Origin of the sequence: Pedobacter paludis, from assembly GCF_003173575.1 — a bacterium.
Taxonomy (GTDB): Bacteria; Bacteroidota; Bacteroidia; order Sphingobacteriales; family Sphingobacteriaceae; genus Pedobacter; species Pedobacter paludis.
In genome coordinates this window covers 598,164-618,063 of record NZ_QGNY01000001.1, presented here as the reverse complement: position 1 = coordinate 618,063, position 19,900 = coordinate 598,164, and the positions used below count along the sequence as shown (strand labels likewise).

Annotated in this window: 20 protein-coding genes and 1 other RNA gene; 6 read left to right on the top strand and 15 right to left on the bottom strand. The window is 35.7% G+C overall.

Annotation, left to right across the window (positions count from 1 at the left end):
* Positions 1-37: 37 nt before the first annotated feature.
* The 10 genes from DF947_RS02625 to DF947_RS02580 all read right to left on the bottom strand — a co-directional run bounded on the left by DF947_RS02625 (position 38) and on the right by DF947_RS02580 (position 9,650).
* Complete coding sequence (locus DF947_RS02625; RefSeq protein WP_109928118.1) at positions 38-1,441, bottom strand: sigma-54-dependent transcriptional regulator; 1,404 nt, start codon at positions 1,439-1,441, stop codon at positions 38-40.
* A 272-nt stretch (positions 1,442-1,713) separates the two neighbouring features.
* An RNA gene (rnpB, locus tag DF947_RS02620) (RNase P RNA component class A) lies at positions 1,714-2,095 on the bottom strand.
* Between the two features lie 46 nt (positions 2,096-2,141).
* Positions 2,142-2,591, bottom strand: coding sequence for a c-type cytochrome (locus tag DF947_RS02615; protein WP_240615309.1), 450 nt, complete (start codon positions 2,589-2,591; stop codon positions 2,142-2,144).
* A gap of 84 nt (positions 2,592-2,675) precedes the next feature.
* Positions 2,676-3,326, bottom strand: a complete 651-nt coding sequence (locus tag DF947_RS02610; protein WP_109928117.1) for an SCO family protein — start codon at positions 3,324-3,326, stop codon at positions 2,676-2,678.
* 259 nt (positions 3,327-3,585) lie between these two features.
* Entirely contained in the window at positions 3,586-4,035 is a 450-nt protein-coding gene (locus DF947_RS02605; RefSeq protein WP_146202867.1) for a hypothetical protein, read from the bottom strand.
* Between the two features lie 11 nt (positions 4,036-4,046).
* On the bottom strand, positions 4,047-5,024 hold the full coding sequence (locus DF947_RS02600; protein ID WP_109928115.1) for a transporter: 978 nt from the start codon (positions 5,022-5,024) through the stop codon (positions 4,047-4,049).
* Positions 4,987-6,024 carry a cytochrome-c peroxidase gene (locus DF947_RS02595; RefSeq protein WP_240615308.1) on the bottom strand — a complete coding sequence of 346 codons (1,038 nt, stop codon included), beginning with the start codon at positions 6,022-6,024 and terminating at the stop codon, positions 4,987-4,989. Before DF947_RS02595 ends, DF947_RS02600 begins: the two co-directional genes overlap by 38 nt.
* Position 6,025: 1 nt before the next feature.
* Positions 6,026-6,796 carry an MbnP family protein gene (locus DF947_RS02590; protein ID WP_109928114.1) on the bottom strand — a complete coding sequence of 257 codons (771 nt, stop codon included), beginning with the start codon at positions 6,794-6,796 and terminating at the stop codon, positions 6,026-6,028.
* Positions 6,797-7,055: 259 nt separating this feature from the next.
* On the bottom strand, positions 7,056-7,370 hold the full coding sequence (locus DF947_RS22105) for a hypothetical protein (RefSeq protein WP_158526218.1): 315 nt from the start codon (positions 7,368-7,370) through the stop codon (positions 7,056-7,058).
* Between the two features lie 543 nt (positions 7,371-7,913).
* Positions 7,914-9,650, bottom strand: coding sequence for a phospho-sugar mutase (locus DF947_RS02580; RefSeq protein WP_109928112.1), 1,737 nt, complete (start codon positions 9,648-9,650; stop codon positions 7,914-7,916).
* A gap of 258 nt (positions 9,651-9,908) precedes the next feature.
* Between DF947_RS02580 and DF947_RS02575 the strand changes: the two genes are divergently transcribed.
* Positions 9,909-11,222, top strand: coding sequence for an aspartate kinase (locus DF947_RS02575; RefSeq protein ID WP_109928111.1), 1,314 nt, complete (start codon positions 9,909-9,911; stop codon positions 11,220-11,222).
* Positions 11,223-11,616: 394 nt separating this feature from the next.
* Positions 11,617-12,786: a diaminopimelate decarboxylase gene (gene lysA / locus DF947_RS02570; protein ID WP_109928110.1), complete on the top strand. Its 1,170-nt coding sequence runs from the start codon at positions 11,617-11,619 to the stop codon at positions 12,784-12,786.
* Positions 12,787-12,853: 67 nt separating this feature from the next.
* On the opposite strand, the gene DF947_RS02565 is transcribed toward lysA, so the two are convergent.
* The 4 genes from DF947_RS02565 to DF947_RS02550 all read right to left on the bottom strand — a co-directional run bounded on the left by DF947_RS02565 (position 12,854) and on the right by DF947_RS02550 (position 15,313).
* On the bottom strand, positions 12,854-13,066 hold the full coding sequence (locus DF947_RS02565; RefSeq protein ID WP_109928109.1) for a hypothetical protein: 213 nt from the start codon (positions 13,064-13,066) through the stop codon (positions 12,854-12,856).
* A gap of 47 nt (positions 13,067-13,113) precedes the next feature.
* Positions 13,114-13,491: an SRPBCC domain-containing protein gene (locus tag DF947_RS02560; protein ID WP_109928108.1), complete on the bottom strand. Its 378-nt coding sequence runs from the start codon at positions 13,489-13,491 to the stop codon at positions 13,114-13,116.
* Positions 13,492-13,598: 107 nt separating this feature from the next.
* The gene (locus tag DF947_RS02555; RefSeq protein ID WP_109928107.1) at positions 13,599-14,000 is read right to left on the bottom strand and encodes a GxxExxY protein; all 402 of its coding nucleotides are present in this window, start codon (positions 13,998-14,000) and stop codon (positions 13,599-13,601) included.
* A 122-nt stretch (positions 14,001-14,122) separates the two neighbouring features.
* The gene (locus DF947_RS02550) at positions 14,123-15,313 is read right to left on the bottom strand and encodes an acyl-CoA dehydrogenase family protein (RefSeq protein ID WP_109928498.1); all 1,191 of its coding nucleotides are present in this window, start codon (positions 15,311-15,313) and stop codon (positions 14,123-14,125) included.
* Positions 15,314-15,425: 112 nt separating this feature from the next.
* Here DF947_RS02550 and DF947_RS02545 point away from each other — a divergent pair, with 112 nt between their 5' ends.
* Both DF947_RS02545 and DF947_RS02540 read left to right on the top strand, forming a co-directional pair.
* Positions 15,426-15,794, top strand: coding sequence for a dihydroneopterin aldolase (locus tag DF947_RS02545; RefSeq protein WP_109928106.1), 369 nt, complete (start codon positions 15,426-15,428; stop codon positions 15,792-15,794).
* Positions 15,795-15,796: 2 nt separating this feature from the next.
* Positions 15,797-17,212, top strand: coding sequence for an FAD-binding oxidoreductase (locus DF947_RS02540; protein ID WP_109928105.1), 1,416 nt, complete (start codon positions 15,797-15,799; stop codon positions 17,210-17,212).
* A gap of 184 nt (positions 17,213-17,396) precedes the next feature.
* On the opposite strand, the gene DF947_RS02535 is transcribed toward DF947_RS02540, so the two are convergent.
* Positions 17,397-17,885 carry an acyl-CoA thioesterase gene (locus tag DF947_RS02535; protein ID WP_109928104.1) on the bottom strand — a complete coding sequence of 163 codons (489 nt, stop codon included), beginning with the start codon at positions 17,883-17,885 and terminating at the stop codon, positions 17,397-17,399.
* A gap of 67 nt (positions 17,886-17,952) precedes the next feature.
* On the opposite strand from DF947_RS02535, the gene DF947_RS02530 reads away from it, so the two are divergent.
* Together DF947_RS02530 and DF947_RS02525 are read left to right on the top strand one after the other, a co-directional pair.
* Positions 17,953-18,387 (top strand): Hsp20/alpha crystallin family protein, encoded by a 435-nt coding sequence (locus tag DF947_RS02530; RefSeq protein WP_109928103.1) that lies wholly within the window; start codon positions 17,953-17,955, stop codon positions 18,385-18,387.
* 188 nt (positions 18,388-18,575) lie between these two features.
* Positions 18,576-19,889 carry a nicotinamide mononucleotide adenylyltransferase gene (locus DF947_RS02525; RefSeq protein ID WP_109928102.1) on the top strand — a complete coding sequence of 438 codons (1,314 nt, stop codon included), beginning with the start codon at positions 18,576-18,578 and terminating at the stop codon, positions 19,887-19,889.
* Positions 19,890-19,900 lie beyond the last annotated feature (11 nt).

Sequence of the window (19,900 nt, the reverse complement as noted above, 5' to 3'; positions counted from 1 at the left end):
CGACAAGCTCAATGTGACATTATTTCCAAATGAAGATTTACTCAGCTCTTTTCAAACCGAATTTTTCTATTTTACTATACAAATGGCTGCGCTGAATATCGATTTCATCAGCGGTTTTTGATACATTCCAATTGTTTTTTTCTAGTTTAAATTTAATAAATTCTCGCTCTGCGTGATCTTTATAATCCTGAAAATTATTAAAACTATCAAATGCAGAAGCAAGATTAGAACCAGCTGATCCTGCAATTTGGGCACTTGTAGCAGCGCCAATATTCGTTCCTCCACCAGGGTTAGCAAAAGCTCGAACATCATTTTCGGTAATTACCTTATCACTTAAAATAATTAAACGCTCGATCATATTATGTAATTCCCGAACGTTACCAGTCCAAGGCAAAGCCTGTAATGCAGCCATTCCACCATCATTAATCTTTTTAACGGGCATTCCATAATCATCACAAATGCGTTCAAGAAAATTCTGAGCAATTACAGGAATGTCATCAATTCTTTCTGTTAAATGAGGAACGTGTATATTAATCACATTTAATCGGTGGTACAAATCCATACGGAAATTACCATCTTCAATTTCCTTTAACAGATCTTTATTTGTTGCCGCTAAAACACGAACATTTACTTCTATTTCTTTTTCGCCACCAACACGTGTGATCTTGTGTTCTTGCAAAGCACGAAGAACTTTTGCCTGAGCCGAAAGACTCATATCGCCAATTTCGTCCAAAAATAAGGTTCCGCCGTTGGCCAATTCAAACTTACCAATACGTTGTTTCACCGCTGAAGTGAATGAGCCTTTTTCGTGGCCAAACAATTCACTTTCAATTAGTTCTGATGGAATTGCAGCGCAGTTTACTTCAATTAATGGACTATCGGCACGGTTGGATTTTTCGTGTAACCAACGGGCTACCAACTCTTTACCACTACCATTTGCTCCGGTTATTAAAACGCGGGCTTCGGTAGGGGCAACACGCTCGATAGTCTCTTTAATTTTTGAAATACTATCTGAAGCACCAAGAATTTCGCGGGTTTTACTGGCTTTCCGCTTTAAAACTTTAGTCTCTGTTACTAAAGTACCACGATCTAAACCATTGCGAACTGTAATTAAAAGACGATTTAAATCCGGTGGTTTCGAAATGAAATCGAATGCTCCTTTTTTACTGGCCTCGATAGCAGTTTCAACTGTTCCGTGACCAGAAATCATGATGAAAGGTAAATCAGGTTTGATAATCTGTGCCTGTTCTAACACTTCCATACCATCCATTTTATTCATCTTGATATCGCAAAGCACAAGATCAAAATTACCTTTCTTAATCATTTCTAGGCCATCAATGCCATTATCAATGTCTTCTACATCGTAATTTTCGTACTCAAGAATTTCGCGTAAGGTACTTCTTATCGCCCGCTCATCATCAATTATTAGTAGTTTAGCCATTATGGATATTTTTATTCTATTCTAGATGCGAATATATTATTTTTTAATTAACGTATAGTTTTTTATACAATAATTTAGGCTATAAACGGTAAATATTGAAAAAGGTTTTGAATGATTTAATGCTTAGTATTTTGTCATTCTGAGGAACGAAGAATCTGTAACCTATCAAATGGATTCTTCGTTCCTCAAAATGACAGTTTTTTTAAAGATACATAGTATTTCGGGACAGAAATCGCCCAAGATTTACTGGAATGGCTTTTCTAAAAAATAAAAAAAAATGCAGGTCTATAAGCCGGGTTCTGTTCCTGATTACTCAGAATTTCTATCATTAATCCACTATAAACGTTGCCGTTTATCTCTAACGACCTACCCACTAACATCGGACGGGCAGCCCTACATGCGTTAGCCTATTTGGTCTTTCAACTCTCGGGGTTTACAAACAATTACAGTCGCCTGCAATGCTCGTGCGCTCTTACCGCACGTTTTCACCCTTATTCCGACTTAAAGCCAGAACGGTATATTTTCTGTTGCACTAATCCGTAACTCAAGTTTTCATTCTTGAATCCCTTTCCGTTAGAAAGCGAGATGCCCTGCGTTGCCCGGACTTTCCTCTCTCTCGATTTTATTCGAAACAGCGATAGAACAACCTGCATTTTGCGCAAAGATGGGCTTTTTTACCCAAATAAATTAAGATTTGTAATTATTTGCAATTCTGCAATTGAGTAGAAACTTGATTGTAAGGAACAAAGCCCTGTTTGTTTCCGAATGAATTGGTAACGTAAACCATTACTTGTGCTACATCAATATCTGCCAATTCGGGGAATGCAGGCATTTTTTCACGGTATTCTTTACCATGAATAACCAATGTTTCATTAACTCCATTTTTTATAATACAGGCTAAGCGATTTTTATTGGCTATCAAAAACACAGAATCGGTTAGGGGCGGCGCCAACTGACCCAAACCCTCGCCATTTTCGCCATGGCAATTTTGACATTTGGCTTTGTAGATATCTTTTCCATTAGACATGTAATTCTGTAAATCGATGGTTTCCTGATTTTGGCAAGAAACAATTATAGCGATAACTGAAAATAGAAATATAGAATGGATGATGTATTTGCGCATGGATTTTTGTGTTAAAGAAATCGTCATTTCGAGCGGAGTAAATACAGCTTAGAAATCTTTATAATTAATTTAAAAAATTTCTCCACTTTGGTCGAAATGACGATGTTCTATCTATTTTTTATATTCAGCCAATAAAACTGGAATATCTTTTTTCAATTGTTCTACCTGATCTTCTTTTGTGCCATCATAAGCGCCACGAATTCGTCTGTCTTTATCAATTAAAACCAAATAACCCTGGTGGATGTAACCATCTTTGGCTGTACTATCTTCGCCAACAGCTACCAAGTAATTCTTTTCGGCCAAAGTGTAAACACTGTCTTTGCTGCCATAAAGGAATTGCCATTTTGGCCCATCTACCCCTAATTTTTGAGCATATTTTTTTAACACGTAGGGTCTATCGTATTTAAAATCAATAGTATGCGATACAAACATCACATCTGGATTGGTTTTAAACTCATTGTAAACCGTCATTAAATTGCGATGCATGGTTGGGCAAATCGTGGTACAAGAAGTGAAGAAAAAATCGGCGACGTAAACCTTTCCATCAGTTGATTTATTCGTAGTTACTACGCTGTCTTGATTTAAAAAAGACCAATTCGGAATGGTTTGATAAACGGTATCTATCTTTTCTATTCCGGCGGTATCTCTTTTTGTTTCCGCATGGCGTTCGCCATAAAATGGAAGTTTTTTATCTTGCTGACAGGATGAAAGTATAGTAATGGATAGCATACAGATCGCTATCGAAGAAATAATTTTATTCATGATATTTTAATAAAGTGTAAATATACAACCTCAGTTTTGTAGGAGGGAATTAATTGTAGTTTTGTTACTTTGTTCGAATTCCCGCTGATTAAGAAGATAAGTGCAGATTCGAAAATAGTTTCAGCGAAAATCTGTGAAATCAGCGGGAAAAACCTTAAGCTATTTATTATGAATTAGTTAATTTATTTAATTGCAGTGGTTCAATTTTAAGAAATGAACAATCCAAATTCATTAGACCATAGATTTAAAGAATGGATGTCTAATGCTTATGATGTTCCATATGCATTTGATTTGCTGGCAAAACATTGTAAACTTTTAAAACCGAATCTGATTCTCTGGTCACCTTGATGTAGCTATCTTCAACCTGTCTAACCTTTACCATTTGCGATTTATAATACTCCAAATCTTCCTGCTTATTTTTGCCTTTAAAATCCTCTTTAAAGAAATGCATCCAATCCATCATGCCTTCATCAGCCTTGTTTAATCTTGCAATTAAATCAGCGACTTTCAAAGAATCGTCTGTTAATTTTATCTTATCAGATTTCAAAACTGAATCCAACTTCATTTTATTTTTTACTACTTTTTCTCCATCCATCATCAGTTTATCGTGGATGTTAAGTACTTCTTTTTTTACAGCCTGTGCATCTGGCTCTGTTTTGCAAGCGCTAAAAAGAAAAACCATTAAGCAAAATCCTATTATCTTTTTCATATTATTTTATTTTAAAAATTGTAAGAAATCCCAACATAAACCTTTCCGGAACTCATAGGGTGGTCGGTTTCACCCTCCAAAATGTTCTTTTGAATGCCAGCATTTAATGCTAGATTTTTGTAAAAAACATCTGCGCCAAGACCTCCCATTAAATTATTCATCACATGTTCACCTGTTTTTATCCCTTTGTATTTCTCTCCGCCGGAATATTCATAAAAAAACTGTGCAGATGGCATTACCTGAACTTCCTTGCCAATTCTTTGGGTATAAAAAATATTGAGGAAACTGGTTGTACTATTTGCAATGCCTTCATCTTCGTTGTTTTTGCCATTTACTTTATAAGATGTGTTTAAGCTTGCTCCGAACTTTCCAAGTCCCACCAAATAATTTAAATAAATAAATCCATCGGTGCTTCCAGTTCCAGCTTGCATTAATGAAGAATAGCGAATGCCCTCATTATTTTTAAAATCATTTTTTCCAGTAGGTAATTTTATTCCAGCACCTGCAATAAGCTGTTGCTTAAAGTTGCTTTCTTCTTTTTGTACCAAATGATATCCAGCATAAAAGTTTACATCTCCAACTCCAGAAATGGATGACGTGTACCCATTATAACGCTCGCTGTTAGAAACATAAGGCAAAATGGCATTAACTTCCAATCTATTGGTTATGAAATACTTTCCTCGAATTTCTAATGATCTGTAAAGTTCATAATCTTCGGGATTCCCATCATGATTTGTAATGGGAGCATTTTGGCTGTTCCCCGGAATAAAGAAACTACCACCATTTGGAAATAAGGAATGTGGCTGTCCGTTATAACCGTTAAAAGATCGATATCTGTACAGCAAGCTAATGTTATTTCTATTTAAATATGGTGTAATCCCCATAAAACAACCACAAATATCGCAGGCCAAAGCTTGCGTACTCATAAATATGAAAACTAAAATGATCAGTTTACGTTTCACTGTATAATGTGTTTTTGATAAATTCATTGTCTGTTAATGTTTTTAAAAATGCTTTTATTTGTTCGCGTTCGCCCGTACTTAAGGCTATACCATTTTTAAGTTGGGGATCTAAATTGGAAGAGGCTTTAATGCCCGAATTATAATGTTCTAAAACTTCATCCAAACTGTAAAAACGGCCATCGTGCATGTATGGACTTGTATATTCGATGTTGCGCAGTGTTGGAACCCGAAACTTTCCAAAATCGGTGTTTACTCCTGTAATGTGCGATCTTCCTTCATCTGCACTGGTAATGTCTAAACCATTGCTTCGGTAAGAAAAATCTGTAAAGAAAGGCTCTGCATGGCAAGAACTGCATTTTTCTCTAAATAAGTTATAACCAGCCAATTCTGTGGATGAAAAGGTTGTTCCATTTTCTTTGCGCATCACTTTATCGTATTTAGAATTACACGAAACGAGTACAGCTGTAAATTGAGTAATGGATTTGAGCACACGTTGAGAGTTGATTTCTGGCGACCCAAATGCTTTCTTAAATAGATCTGGATATGGAGTTGTATTTTTCAATAAAGCAACAATTGTTTCGAGATCAGTTCCCATTTCACAGACATCGGTAATTGCATTCAATGGTGAGGTTTCGATGTTTTTCACACCACCATCCCAAAAAAATGCCTTTTGCCAAGCCAAATTTACAAGGGGAGGAGTATTCCTTTTTCCCTGGCAATTGTTAACGCCGTGGCTAACGCGATGATCGAGTTGCGTAAACCCTGCAAATTGCTGATGACAGCTTCCGCATGAAACACTTTTATCAGCTGATAAACGAGCTTCGTAAAACAGTTTCTTGCCAAGTGCAAAACCTGCATTTGTTAATTTATTATCTTCGAAATTGTATGTTGGAGCAGGGAAATTGGATGGAACCAAGAAAACAATTTTCGTTTCTTCAGGTGTAATTTCATCTTCATTTTTACTACAGGCATACATCAATGCAATGCTTAAAAAAAGCATTGCAAATACGATTGATTTCCTATACATACTAATTGTGAATGTGATCTAAGCGGAACAAACCATTCGCATAGTTATCGGCTACAATTACGGAGTTTTCGCCACCCATGGTAAAGTTTAGTTTTGCGAAACTGATATCTGTTTTACCCGTAAATAATGCACCAGCATTTACGATAAAGTGCATGTCCGGTTTTTTATCGGTTCTTATTCTTAATGGATTTGCTACATTAATATCTGTAGAAAAAGTTCTAATGGTGTTGTTTGGATCTAAGACCCCACCAATATGGAAGGTTAATGTATTGTTGGTTGCTGTAGATTGAGGCGAAGTTCCTTCGAATTTCACAAAAATGTAACCGCTGTTCCAGGTCCAAAACATTCCGTTCATTGGGTCCAAAGCACCAGTTTGCGCCCCAGCAAAATTGCGGGCATAATCTACACCAATGGTATATTCAATTTTTGTATAATCACCTGTTGGAACATCTTTTAAGGTTATAATTGTAGATTCACTTTTGGATGCATCAATTAAAAAATAGCTTTCTGGAATTAAAAAAACAGTTCCATCTGCCTTGCTTAATTTGATGTTGCTTACGTAGTATTTAAAAATATTGATTTTAAAATCTTCTCCTTTGGCATTTTTGTAAGTGTTTGTATTTAAAACCAATGGACTGCCATTAACCTGGTTTTCGAACTCCATAATAAAGGTCGATTTGGTATCAGCAGTAATTTCGTCATCGCTTTTTTTGCATGATGAGAAAAGGGTAACAAGGCACAGTAATGCCAATATGCATTTTGATAATTTCATTTTAATAAAATTGGATAAGTGAATTTATGATCTCTTTAATCAAGTGTTCTGGTTCGATAGGACATAAACCAATGCACTAGATTTAGAGAATTATTGATGGGTCATCATGCTGAATTTAATTCAGCATCTTTCATGTTAGTCGCTTTGCTATTAGAACTCTGAATCAAGTTCAGAGTGACGACCGCTCATGTAAAAATACCGATTTATTACCTACCGATTTGCATCTGTAAGTTCAACGGATGACCTTAGAAAAAAATACTTAAGCCAATTTCGGGGGGTGAAAAATAGAAATCGAAAGATCTTTAATCGGTTTTTCTAGATAACCACTTTCGGATTTAATAATGAAATAAGGAATATGGTGATTGATGGCCATGACCTTAAATTCTGGTTCAGCCTCAATAACTCTTTTTAAATTATCTTGAATCTGCTTATTTTTTCCATCCAGGTCTTTTAGCTTTTTGGCTAGGAAACATTGTCCATCGCAATGCAACTCTGGATGCGCTTTGTTGATGCAAAATACAGATGTAACATATTCTTTATTCATTTGATAACCAGAATACACGATTAATTGCATGTAGCAATTCGAAATTGTACAGATTACCAAAAAAAATATAAGGGCTCTTTTTAACATTTGTAATTCGGTGCAAATGTACAAACGAAATTGAGAGTGGCAAATAAAGAAAGCCATTTTTTTAAACCGTTGATTGAAATCAACGGCAATGAATGCATGGCATGATGGAAATTCAAGTGCAGAATTTTTCAATTGCCAATAGAAAGGCTGGGCAAAGTGCTTTTCATTGCCGTCAGTTTTAACTGACGGATATAAAAATCGGCAATGAATACAAGGTATGATGGAAATTCAAGTGTAGAATTTTTCAATTGCCAATAGAAAGGCTGGGCAAAGTGCTTTTCGTTGCCGTCAGTTTTAACTGACGGATATAAAAATCAGCAATGAAGACAAGGCATAATGAAATTCAAGTGCAGAATTTCTCAATTGCCAATAGAAAGGCTAGGCAAAGTGCTTTTCATTGCCGTCAGTTTTAACTGACGGATATAAAAAATCCAGATGCAGTTTATGCATCTGGATTGATAAATTATTTAATCTGCTAATCTGCGGCTAAGCCTGCAAATCAGTCATAACAGCTTTAATTTTATCGCCTAATTTCTCATTCACTGCTTTGAAGTCCTTGCGATCTGCAAGTGGCGCATTAACACTGCAGTAGAATTTAATTTTAGGTTCGGTACCACTTGGGCGAGCAGAAACAATACTTCCATCTTCGGTAATAAATTGAAGAACGTCTGAAGTTGGATAATCTAGCTTGGTCACTTTTCCAGTTGATAAATCAGTTTCCTGACTTAATTCATAATCCTTTAACACAGAAACTTTAGAGCCACCCAATGATGCAGGCGGATTATTTCTAAATTTCTCCATCATGGCTTTAATTTCCTCGGCTCCAGTTTTTCCTTTTTTTGTAAGCGAAACTAAATCTTCTTTATATAAACCATATTCAACATAGGTATCTAACAAAGCATCATATAAACTGTTGCCTTTATCTTTATAATAAGCCGTCATTTCGGCAATAAATGCTGCAGAAACTACAGCATCCTTATCGCGAACTAAATCGCCGATTAAGTATCCATAACTTTCTTCGCCACCAGCAATAAAAGTTTTCTTGCCTTGTAATTGTGTAATAATCTGACCAATCCACTTAAAGCCAGTAAGTGTATTGAAATATTCTACGTTTTTAGCATCGCATATGGCTTTAATTAAGCTCGTAGTTACAATTGTTGAAACAACAAATTCATTACCAGTTAATTTGCCGTTTTCTTGCCAAGCCGACAATATGTAATTGATTAATAAACTTCCGGTTTGGTTACCATTAAGCAATACCCATTCACCATCGTTATCTTTTACTGCAATCCCCACACGGTCGGCATCTGGATCGGTTGCTAAAACCAAATCAGCATCAATTTCCTTTGCTTTATTCATTGCCAAGGTTAAAGCTTCTTTTTCTTCTGGATTTGGATAAACTACCGTTGGGAAATTTCCATCTGGTTTGCTTTGTTCTTCAACCAAAGTAACATTGGTAAACCCAAATTGCTCCAAAGCTTTTGGTACCAAAGTAATTCCAGTTCCGTGGATAGGAGAGTACACAATTTTTAAATCGTGCTGTCTTTTTATCGCATCCGGAGAAATTGAAAGGGCAGTAATTCCATCTAAGTAAAGCTTGTCAACATCTTCACCAATTAATTCAATGTTTGCCTCAACGCGGTCAAATTTAACCTCATCAATGCTTTTGATTTTGTTTACTTCATCAATAACCAATTTATCATCGGGCGATGTAAACTGACCACCATCAGCACCATACGCCTTGTAACCGTTATATTCTTTTGGATTGTGTGATGCTGTTAACATTACACCGCTTTTGCAACCAAAATGGCGCACAGCGAAAGAAAGTTCAGGAGTTGGTCTTAATGCCGAAAAGAAATAAACATGGATTCCATTTGCCGAGAAAACATCAGCAGTAGTTTTTGCAAAGAAATCAGAATTGTTTCTGCTATCATGAGCAATGGCAACACTAATTTTTTCACCAGGATATTTATTGTTCAAATAATTGGCCAAGCCTTGAGTTGCAGTACCAATGGTGTATTTGTTTACCCGATTAGAACCTGCGCCCATTATTCCACGCAAACCACCTGTACCAAACTCTAAACTCTTGTAAAAAGCGTCAGTAAGTTCTGTAGTTGCATCTTTATCTACAAGGGCCTGGATTTCTGCCTTTGTATTTTCATCATAATTTCCGTTTAACCACTGATTAATTGTGGCTTGAGTTGATTGATCAATTGCTTGCATTGAGCTTATTTTTAATTTAATATCTGGTGTTGAACAAATTTAAAGTGTTGATGTTTGGTTGAAATCGATTTAATTTAACTTCTTCCAAATTTTATTTTGTTGAGGATGTTGCTTTTAACATGGTTTTGCTTAATTTCACGCCCCGATACAATAATAAAGAAAATTACATATTCCAGTATAAAATGAAGCTATTATAATTTTTTTCTTTGATAAAAACGATATGAGCTTTATTACCGATAAAAACCAATAAAGAACTAAATGAAAATATTAAAATTTGGGGGTACTTCAGTCGGTAGTCCCGAGCGTATGACGAAGTTGTTGGATATCATTAATCCAAACGAAGAGCAGATTGTCGTTTTATCAGCCGTGTCTGGTACAACCAACAGTTTGGTAGAAATTTCAAATTATTTTTTAACTGGAGATAAGAAGAAGGGTAGCGTTGCGATTGAAAATTTATATCAAAAATATAAGGACTTTGTAGTTGAACTTTTACCAGCTTCTGATTTTCAGGAAATGGGAAATGAGGTTATTGATTATCATTTCAGTTTTTTAGCCGTTTTAACAAACGATATCTTTACTTCGATAGAGGAAAAAGTTGTTTTGGCGCAGGGCGAATTGTTATCTACAACATTATATCATACTTATCTAAAATCTATCGGTGTAGAATCTGTTCTGCTTCCTGCTTTAGATTTTATGAAAACAGATGAAGATAACGAACCCGATATTCCTTTTACAACAAAACACTTGATGCCGATTTTGGCTGAACATAAAGGCAATAAACTTTTTATTACTCAAGGATTTATCTGTCGCAATAGTTTTGGGGAAGTAGATAATTTACGCAGAGGCGGAAGTGATTATACCGCATCTTTATTGGGTGCTGCAATTATGGCCGAAGAAGTTCAAATATGGACGGATATTGACGGAATGCACAACAATGATCCACGGATTGTAAAAGGAACCAAACCAATTGCTCAGTTATCTTTTGATGAAGCTGCTGAATTGGCCTATTTCGGAGCGAAGATTTTGCATCCACAATCGGTTTTTCCTGCGCAGAAATATAAAATTCCTGTTCGTTTGTTAAATACAATGGAGCCAAGTGCTGCAGGTACTTTAATTACGCATGATAGCGAGCGGGGCAAAATAAAATCCATCGCTGCTAAAGATGGAATTACCGCGATTCGGATTCAGTCGAGCAGAATGCTTTTGGCTTACGGTTTCTTACGTCGTGTTTTTGAGGTTTTTGAACGTTACAAAACACCGATTGATATGATTACAACTTCTGAAGTTGCGGTATCCCTAACCATTGATGAAACGGCTCATTTGCCAAAAATTATCGAAGAGCTGGAGAGTTTTGGAACTGTAGAGGTAGATACAGATCACAGCATTGTTTGTGTGGTTGGCGATTTTGGATCAGAAAAACACGGTTTTGCAAGCAGGGTTTTAGAGGGATTGAAACACATTCCAATTCGTATGATTTCTTATGGAGGAAGTAATTACAATGTATCGCTTCTAATTTTAAGTGAGTATAAAACTGAGGCCTTAAGAAGTCTTCACAATAGATTATTCGAATAGAAGATAAAAGGCGCCGATTATTACCATCAATCCGATAAGGAAATGAAAAGCCAAAAAGCTTGATGGTAATAATCCGTTTTTATATTTCTTGTAGGAATTAAACAATCCTCCTGAAATAATTAAAACGACAAATATGGCTGCTGCAATTTTCATTTGAATTAAGTGTTTTAAATGACAATGAGATAATATTGGTTTTTGATTAATAAGTACTTGACCAAAATGGTCTCATTTCCGAATAAAAAAAAGAAACAGAACAATTAGAAGCAAAACGATAAAGAATCGAATTTTTCCATTGTATTGTTTACGGGTAATTCTTCCCTGCTTTAAATCGAGGTAATTGCCCCAGTAAATCAGCCCAAAGAATAAAATTAAAATTATAATAAGGAATTTGAACATGTTCGCCGATAAAGATATATCAAAGTTTAACAATATAGAAACGCCATTTTACTACTATGATACCGATTTGTTGCAGAAAACCTTGCAAACTTGTGCAAAAGCAGCTGCTCCATTTCAGTTTCACATCCACTATGCTTTAAAGGCAAACTTTAATGAGGTTCTTCTTAATCAGATTAAGGAAATTGGTTTTGGTGCAGATTGCGTGAGCGCTGGTGAGGTTAGAAGAGCCGTTGAGGTTGGCTTTGATCACAAGAAAATTGTTTTTGCGGGCGTTGGTAAATCCGATAAGGAAATAAACGAAGCGCTAGATTTGGATATTTTCTGCTTCAATGTAGAATCTGTTCAAGAATTGGAGGTTTTGAATGCGTTGGCTGCCAAAAAGGGAAAAATTGCTCAAGTCGCTATTCGCATTAATCCAAATGTTGATGCACATACACATCATAATATTACAACAGGTTTAGATGAAAATAAATTCGGCGTAAATTCTTGGGATTTATCTGAGTGCGCTGAAATGTTAAAAGCCTCTCCGAATCTTAAATTTATTGGAATCCATTTTCATATCGGTTCACAGATCACCAATTTGGATGTTTACAAAAACCTCTGCGTTCGTGTAAATGAATTTGCAAAGTGGTTTGAAGATAAGGGATTTACCATTCAGGTTTTAAACGTTGGTGGCGGTTTAGGTATCGATTATCATAATCCAGATCATCAAATACCCGACTTTGAATCGTATTTTAAAATTTTTAATGAATTTTTAGAAGTAAAAGCGAATCAAGAAGTTCATTTCGAACTGGGCAGGGCTTTAGTTGGTCAATCGGCATCGCTAATTACCAGAGCTTTATACATCAAAAACGGCAAAAAGAAAAACTTTGTGGTTTTGGATGCTGGTATGACAGAATTAATGCGCCCTGCGCTGTACCAAGCATATCATAAAATCGAAAACTTAACTCAATCTAAAATCGCAGATTCCAAATCCGAAATTATAAAATACGATATTGTTGGACCAATTTGCGAAAGTACAGATTGTTTTGGCAAGGAGGTAGAACAGCCAGAATCTTTTAGAGGTGATATATTTGCCATTCGTAGCGCAGGTGCCTACGGAGAAGTTATGGCATCGAAGTACAACTTAAGAGATGCTATAAGATTTGTTTATAGCAACGAAATGTAAATTTAATTGTCACATTGAACCTGTCGAAACGCTTGATAGTTCTTCGACAGGCTCATAATGACAAATCTTATTTTTTCTTAGAAGTTACGAATACGATTACGCCAGCTACCAAAATTATTCCTCCTGCATAGGGTGGCCAATTAACAGATTTTTCTTTATCTGCCGATATTTGAATTGGTCCGGCATCTACAACTTTTTCTCTTTTGGTGTAAGAGAAACCAGTCCATACTAACATGGCTATTCCAACAATTATAAGTACGAGTCCTACGGTTTTGTTCATAATTTAAATATTGATTAAAATTTAAACAGCAGGAAAAGATTTATGTTTTACTCGTCAAAGAAATCAACTAATCCGCCAAGGAAATATTCGTCAATTCCCTCGGTAAAATCTTTATAATCTTCATCAGGAATGTTTGTTTGTCTAAACTCTAACGAAGTTCCGCGTTTATCTTCATGAAGTTTAATGGTAACGATAGATGGTTCGTTTTCCTCTCCAAAATACCATTGCTGAACAATTTTTTTCCCGAATTCGAATTCCAAGTTTTTTCCAGCAATGTCACCATCCCAAAGCGAAAATTCAGTATCTGGTGCTTCCTCAAATTCAACCTCGGCACCTGTCCAAAGTTTTAAACTTGTTTCTTTTGTAAGGGCCAAATAAACTTCCTCGGGCGGAGCGGGTATGTATGTGTATTTTTTATAGTCCATTCTGGATCAAGATTTTTAGGATTTAAGGATTTTCGAGATCAAAGTGCAGGAAAATTAAATCCAATTATTTTTTAGTTAAAAGTTAGCAAGTAAAATTTTGTAAATCCTTAAAGCTTGTTCAATCCAATTTTATATTTGTTTATTGTTGGATTATATATCTTTTTGAATTGCAAACTTGTTGCTCCAAAATTAATCAATAATCCAACATTAAAATTATAAGCGATAACATAATTTTTAGCTTGTGCTAAATGATTGTTCTCCAGATTTATACAGGCTTTAAGCTCCACAGTAAGTAATCCTTCAACAACAAAATCAGCTCTCCGTTTCCCTACAATTACTCCATCATAAAAAATTTCCTGCTCAACTTCTCTTTTAAATCTTATTCCAGCTTTATCTAATTCAATCGCTAAGCACCTCTGATAAATTACCTCTTGAAAACCATTTCCTAAAATGTTATGCACCTTCATTGCGCATCCATTTATTTTATATGTTAAATCTTCAATATCCATTTTACTATAAATATTGAGAAGTGCTAAACAATAGGGAGTAATTAATTAGCTTTAAGCAAACGGGTCTCTTTGATCCTAAAAATCAAGTAAATCTTTCAAATCCTGATCAAAAATCCTGCTCTTTATTTAAAAGCATTCAATCCAGTAACATCCATTCCTGTAATTAATAAATGAATATCATGTGTTCCTTCGTAAGTTACAACAGATTCTAAATTCATCATGTGGCGCATGATAGAATATTCGCCAGTAATCCCCATTCCACCAAGCATTTGACGGGCGTTTCTGGCAATATCCAAAGCAATTTCTACACTATTTCTTTTTGCCATTGAAATTTGTTCTGCCGATGCTCTGCCTTCGCTTTTAAGAACACCTAATCGCCATACTAAAAGCTGACCTTTAGTGATTTCCGTAACCATTTCAGCCAATTTTTTTTGTTGCAACTGAAACCCGCCAATCGGTTTTCCAAATTGAACTCTTTCCTTAGCATAACGAAGCGCAGTATCGTAGCAATCCATAGCTGCGCCTAAAGCACCCCATGCAATTCCATAACGGGCTTGATTTAAGCAACCTAATGGCCCTTTTAATCCGCTAATTTCAGGGAAAACATTTTCCTTGGGAACTTTTACATGATCAAAAACCAATTCACCTGTTGCAGATGCTCTCAAACTCCATTTATTGTGTGTTTCTGGGGTAGAAAAACCTTCCATGCCACGTTCTACAACCATTCCCCTAATTTTTCCTGATTCATCTTTAGCCCAAACTACTGCAATATCAGCAAATGGTGCGTTGCTGATCCACATTTTGGCGCCGTTTAAAATATAATGACTGCCAGCATCTTTAATATTGGTGACCATACCACCCGGATTAGAGCCATGATCTGGTTCAGTTAAGCCAAAACAGCCCATCATTTCGCCACTGGCCAATTTGGGCAAATATTTTTTTCTTTGTTCTTCCGTTCCGTAAGCATAAATAGGGTACATAACCAGCGAACCCTGAACGGATGCCGTAGAACGAATTCCAGAATCACCACGTTCTATTTCCTGCATTAAAATTCCATACGCCGTATAATCTAAACCTGCGCCACCATATTCTACAGGAATGGTAGGGCCAAATGCACCAATATCTGCCAGTCCTTTTATTAAATGCTTCGGAAATTCTGCTTTTTGGGCATAATCTTCTATTATCGGACTTACCTCTTTTTTAACCCATTCTCTGGCTGTAGAGCGAATTAATTTGTGTTCATCAGTCAATAATTCATCTAATAAATAGTAGTCTGGTGCTTCGTATAGGTCTTTTTTTAGTGATATGCTCATTTGTAAATAATTATCTGGTTTAGAAATCGCGTTCATTTCAAAGGTAACAATTTACCTCAATGGGCATTATATTCGATAAGAAAAATTAATTTTGTGCGATACAAATAAATAGATGGGCCAATTAAAACAAACTGTAGCTTTAAAAGATGTGAAGTGTTTTGCGCTCCATGGATACTATCCAGAGGAGCAATTAATTGGAAATCATTTTATTGTGGATTTAGTAACAGAATTTAGTCCGAAAGGATTTGATGATGATCTCAATCAAACCGTTAACTATGAGGATTTAAATACCATCATTTTATCCGAAATGAAGAACACACAGAAACTTTTGGAAACCGTTTTAAATAATATGATTTCTAAAGTTCTTAATCTATATCCTTTTGTAGAAACGATTAACGTGAGCATTAAAAAACTCAATCCACCAATGCCTGGTCAAATTGGCCATTCTTTTGTTAAATTAACCTATACATCAGCTGATTAGAGATGAATTTTACTAAGCTAAATCCTGAAATTTTACAAGAAATAAAAAATGCCATAGGCGAAGAAAAGGTTTTTACTGATTCTGAAAGCCTAGAAAATTATAGCCATGACGAAACGGAAGATCTCCGTTTTCAGCCAGAAGTAGTGGTTAAACCTACAACGACTCAAGAGGTATCCGCATTGCTTAAAATTTGCAATGAGCATAACGTTCCAGTAACGCCTCGAGGAGGAGGCACGGGTTTAAGTGGAGCTGCATTGCCAATTTTTGGAGGAGTTTCGTTATCTATGGAAAAATTCAAATCCATTATTGATATTGATACCGAAAACCTGCAGGCCACGGTTGAGCCTGGCGTAATCACCGAGGAATTTATCAACGCTGTTGCTGAAAAAGGTTTGCTTTATCCTGTCGATCCAAGTAGTAAGGGCTCTTGTTTTATTGGCGGAAATGTGGCGCATGGTTCTGGCGGACCAAGGGTAGTAAAATATGGTACCATTCGCGAATATATTTTAAATCTCGAAGTGGTTTTGCCTAATGGCGATGTGATTTGGACAGGTGCTAATACCCTGAAATATGCATCAGGATATAATTTAACACAATTGATGATTGGCTCTGAAGGAACATTAGGGGTAGTAACCAAAATTGTTACTAAGCTGTTGCCAAAGCCGAGCCAGTCTGTTTTAATGATGGGTTCGTTTAGTACGAATGAAGATGCCTGTGCAGCTGTCTCAGCTATTTTTAGAGCCGGAGTAACACCATCAGCGTTAGAATTTATGGAAAGAAAAGGAGTGGAATGGGTAATTAAGTTTGATGATATTAAATTTGATTTAAAGGATGATGTAAAGGCATTGTTAATGATTGAATTTGATGGTGATGATTTGGATGATATTTTTAAGAATTGTGAAAAAACCAACACTGTTTTAGAAGAACATAAATGTACTGAAGTGCTGTTTGCTGATACAGCTCAACAAAAAGAAGAATTATGGCGCATGCGGAGAACAATGGCCGAATCGGTAAAATCAAATTCTGTTTATAAAGAAGAAGATACGGTTGTTCCTCGTGCCGCTTTACCAAAATTAATTAATGGAATTAAAGAAATCGGCTCAAAATACGGCTTTGAAAGTGTTTGCTATGGTCATGCCGGTGACGGGAATCTTCATGTGAATATTATTAAAGCCGGAATGAGCGATGAAGACTGGAAAAATAAACTCAAGTTTGGAATAACCGAAATATTTGAGCTTACAACTGCTTTAGGTGGAACGTTATCTGGAGAACATGGTATTGGTCTGGTTCAAAAAGAATTTATGCCGATTAAATATTCTGAAATTCATTTAAACCTAATGCGTGGTATTAAAAATGTCTTCGATCCGAAAGGAATCTTAAATCCTGGAAAAATAATGCCGAATCCCCCAACTCCCTAAAGGGGGAGTTGTCTTTCTTTCATGAAACGTTTGGAAAAAGATAGAATTCGGCTTGCCCGTAGACCCACTAAAGGTGAAGTTGCTTTTTTTTATATTAGGTTTATGAAAATGCCATAGGGAATTTAAGAAATATTTTAAATGGTGATTCGTTTTTTCATCTCTCTTCTAGTTTCCTCTTTGGGGGCTATGGGGTTAACTGCTCAAACCCCAGCATCTTCTGCTTTTCGGCCTCTGGTATTGTTGTAGGTCTGCTTGTGGTATAATCTACCGCAATACACACGGTTTTCCCCTTACTACAAATAATTTCTTCGGCTCCTTTTACTTTAACAATCTGGTATTCTAAATCAAAGCTTGTATTTCCTATTCGGGAGGTTTTTACATGAACGACAATCTTGTCATTCATCACGATAGGTAAAATATAATCTAATTCTGCATGAGCAATTACAATTCCTGTTTTTTTCCAATCCCATTTGACAATTTCTTCCCAATACTTTGTTCTGGCAATTTCGAGATAGGTAAAGTAAACGGAATTGTTTACATGCCCCATCATATCAAAATCTATAAACCTTAAGTGAATATTGGTTTTATAGTTGAATTTGTCCGAAAAACTTCTGATATCTGTCAATTTGTCTTTTGATTTTGATATATTTTGCCATAATGTCTTAAAAATCATAATTATTTGGTTTGGTATGTAAGTTGAATAGAGGTTAATATCAATTAAAAAATAAAAAATTAGAGATATGACACTTGTAAATTTTAACAACAGAACCCGTAACACAGCTCCTTACTTTAACAATGTTTTCGATTCATTGTTTAGCGACGCCATCACTAAAAACAAAATGGTTGATAAATCGCCAAATGTTAACATCAGCGAAACTGAAACTGCTTTCGTTATTGATATTGCCGCTCCGGGTTTAAAGAAAGAAGATTTTCAAATTAATTTAAAAAAAGATACACTATCTGTTTGGGCGGAAGTGAAAAAAGAAGATACAGAAGTAGTAAAAGATTTTACACGTAAAGAGTTTGATTACAGCTCATTTGCAAGATCTTTCAATTTACCAGATACTGCAGATGGAGATAAAATTAGTGCTGAATATAAAGATGGAATCCTAAACATCAATATTAGCAAAAAAGACGATGCTAAATTACAGCACAAAGAAATTGTAGTATCGTAATAAAGGTTTTCTCGAGAGAGGATTTTTCATAATAGTTTAGATTTAGGTTTTATAGGGTTAATGCTGGATGGCATTAACCCTATTTTTTGTTAACGGTACATTTTTTCTCACTTAATTATATAAGAGTAAAATACACTTTGAAACCAATTTACAATTGAACTAATGAACCATTTTTGTACTTTTGCGGCATGGAAAGAGAAATTCTGGATACAAAGCGAAAGGCATTAAAAATAAATCTTGATCCCCGCATTTATGGCACATTTGCCGAAATAGGAGCGGGACAGGAGGTTTCAAGAAACTTTTTTAATGCTGGTGCTGCATCAGGAACAGTTGCTAAAACCATGTCTGCTTATGATATGACCTTTAGTGATGCTATCTATGGCGCTGAAGCTTCTGGTCGATACGTGAGTCAGAACAGATTGTTGCAAATGCTCGATCATGAATTCAGCTTATTAAACGAACGCCTATCTGGAGAAAAATATGAAAGCCGAACATTCTTTGCTTTCGCAGATACTGTAACTACTCTAAATTATAAACGAACAAATGAACCTCATGGTTGGGTTGGGATCCGTTTCCAAAGTGAGCCAGGAGGTTTGCCAAATGAAATCTTTTTTCATGTTAGACTTTTAGACACTGATGTTAACATGCAGCAGCGTGTTTTAGGGATTATTGGTGTGAATTTATTATATGCGGCCTTTTATCACCATGAAAATCCGCAATTAATGGTCGAATCTTTAGCCGATAACTTAACGATTGATTCAGTAGAAATTGATTTAATTTCTGTTAAAGGGCCGGCTTTTCCCAATACAAATAACATCTTGCTTAATCTGTACATGATTATGAAAGATTTTTCTGCTGCAGCAATTTTTGATTCTGACGGGCATCCACGCCAGGCAAAAGACCTCTTGTACAAAAAGGATATTATGATTCTGAGAACCAAATATGGTCAGAAATCGTTGCCCAATTTTAATTTGTTTAACAAGGCTACCGATCAGTTTAAGCGCACTAATAAAGTTGCCGAAGGAAATTTAGCCGTTATGATTGAGGTATTGCTTACTAATGTATTAACCGATGCTCAGGAAACTCCTGATGATGTTGACTTGGAATCAGTTGCCAAAAGAACTCAGGAAATGTGCGATACTGGAAATACGGTTATTGTATCTAACTTTACCAGACACAATCGCTTAGCTAAATATTTAGACCGTTGCAAACCAAAAAGTGTTGGCTTGGCAACTAACATTAACAACTTAAAGTTTGTATTTAACTCAACGAATTTTGGAGAAAACTATTCTGGTCAGTTGTTAAGTTATGTAAACGATATGTTTAGCAAAAACGTTCGTCTGTTTGCGTATCCGTTTTTGGATAAAAAGACAAATGAAGTGATTACAACAGCAAATATGCCGGTTACTCCTGAAGCAAAACCATTATTCGATTTTCTTTTAATTAATGGATATATAACTGATATTAAGGATTATAGCGAGGATGAAGTAAAGACGGTTTAAATTTATTTATC

Coding starts and splice junctions, on each gene's coding strand:
- DF947_RS02525 (WP_109928102.1), top strand. CDS start 18,576: ATGGAAAGAGAAATTCTGGATACAAAGCGAAAGGCATTAAAAATAAAT.
- DF947_RS02625 (WP_109928118.1), bottom strand. CDS start 1,441: ATGGCTAAACTACTAATAATTGATGATGAGCGGGCGATAAGAAGTACC.
- DF947_RS02530 (WP_109928103.1), top strand. CDS start 17,953: ATGACACTTGTAAATTTTAACAACAGAACCCGTAACACAGCTCCTTAC.
- DF947_RS02590 (WP_109928114.1), bottom strand. CDS start 6,796: ATGAAATTATCAAAATGCATATTGGCATTACTGTGCCTTGTTACCCTT.
- DF947_RS02605 (WP_146202867.1), bottom strand. CDS start 4,035: ATGAAAAAGATAATAGGATTTTGCTTAATGGTTTTTCTTTTTAGCGCT.
- DF947_RS02575 (WP_109928111.1), top strand. CDS start 9,909: ATGAAAATATTAAAATTTGGGGGTACTTCAGTCGGTAGTCCCGAGCGT.
- DF947_RS02610 (WP_109928117.1), bottom strand. CDS start 3,326: ATGAATAAAATTATTTCTTCGATAGCGATCTGTATGCTATCCATTACT.
- DF947_RS02600 (WP_109928115.1), bottom strand. CDS start 5,024: ATGAATTTATCAAAAACACATTATACAGTGAAACGTAAACTGATCATT.
- DF947_RS02535 (WP_109928104.1), bottom strand. CDS start 17,885: ATGATTTTTAAGACATTATGGCAAAATATATCAAAATCAAAAGACAAA.
- DF947_RS02565 (WP_109928109.1), bottom strand. CDS start 13,066: ATGAACAAAACCGTAGGACTCGTACTTATAATTGTTGGAATAGCCATG.
- DF947_RS02545 (WP_109928106.1), top strand. CDS start 15,426: ATGGGCCAATTAAAACAAACTGTAGCTTTAAAAGATGTGAAGTGTTTT.
- DF947_RS02555 (WP_109928107.1), bottom strand. CDS start 14,000: ATGGATATTGAAGATTTAACATATAAAATAAATGGATGCGCAATGAAG.
- DF947_RS02560 (WP_109928108.1), bottom strand. CDS start 13,491: ATGGACTATAAAAAATACACATACATACCCGCTCCGCCCGAGGAAGTT.
- DF947_RS02540 (WP_109928105.1), top strand. CDS start 15,797: ATGAATTTTACTAAGCTAAATCCTGAAATTTTACAAGAAATAAAAAAT.
- DF947_RS02595 (WP_240615308.1), bottom strand. CDS start 6,024: ATGTATAGGAAATCAATCGTATTTGCAATGCTTTTTTTAAGCATTGCA.
- DF947_RS02550 (WP_109928498.1), bottom strand. CDS start 15,313: ATGAGCATATCACTAAAAAAAGACCTATACGAAGCACCAGACTACTAT.
- DF947_RS02615 (WP_240615309.1), bottom strand. CDS start 2,591: ATGACGATTTCTTTAACACAAAAATCCATGCGCAAATACATCATCCAT.
- lysA (WP_109928110.1), top strand. CDS start 11,617: ATGTTCGCCGATAAAGATATATCAAAGTTTAACAATATAGAAACGCCA.
- DF947_RS02580 (WP_109928112.1), bottom strand. CDS start 9,650: ATGCAAGCAATTGATCAATCAACTCAAGCCACAATTAATCAGTGGTTA.
- DF947_RS22105 (WP_158526218.1), bottom strand. CDS start 7,370: ATGCAATTAATCGTGTATTCTGGTTATCAAATGAATAAAGAATATGTT.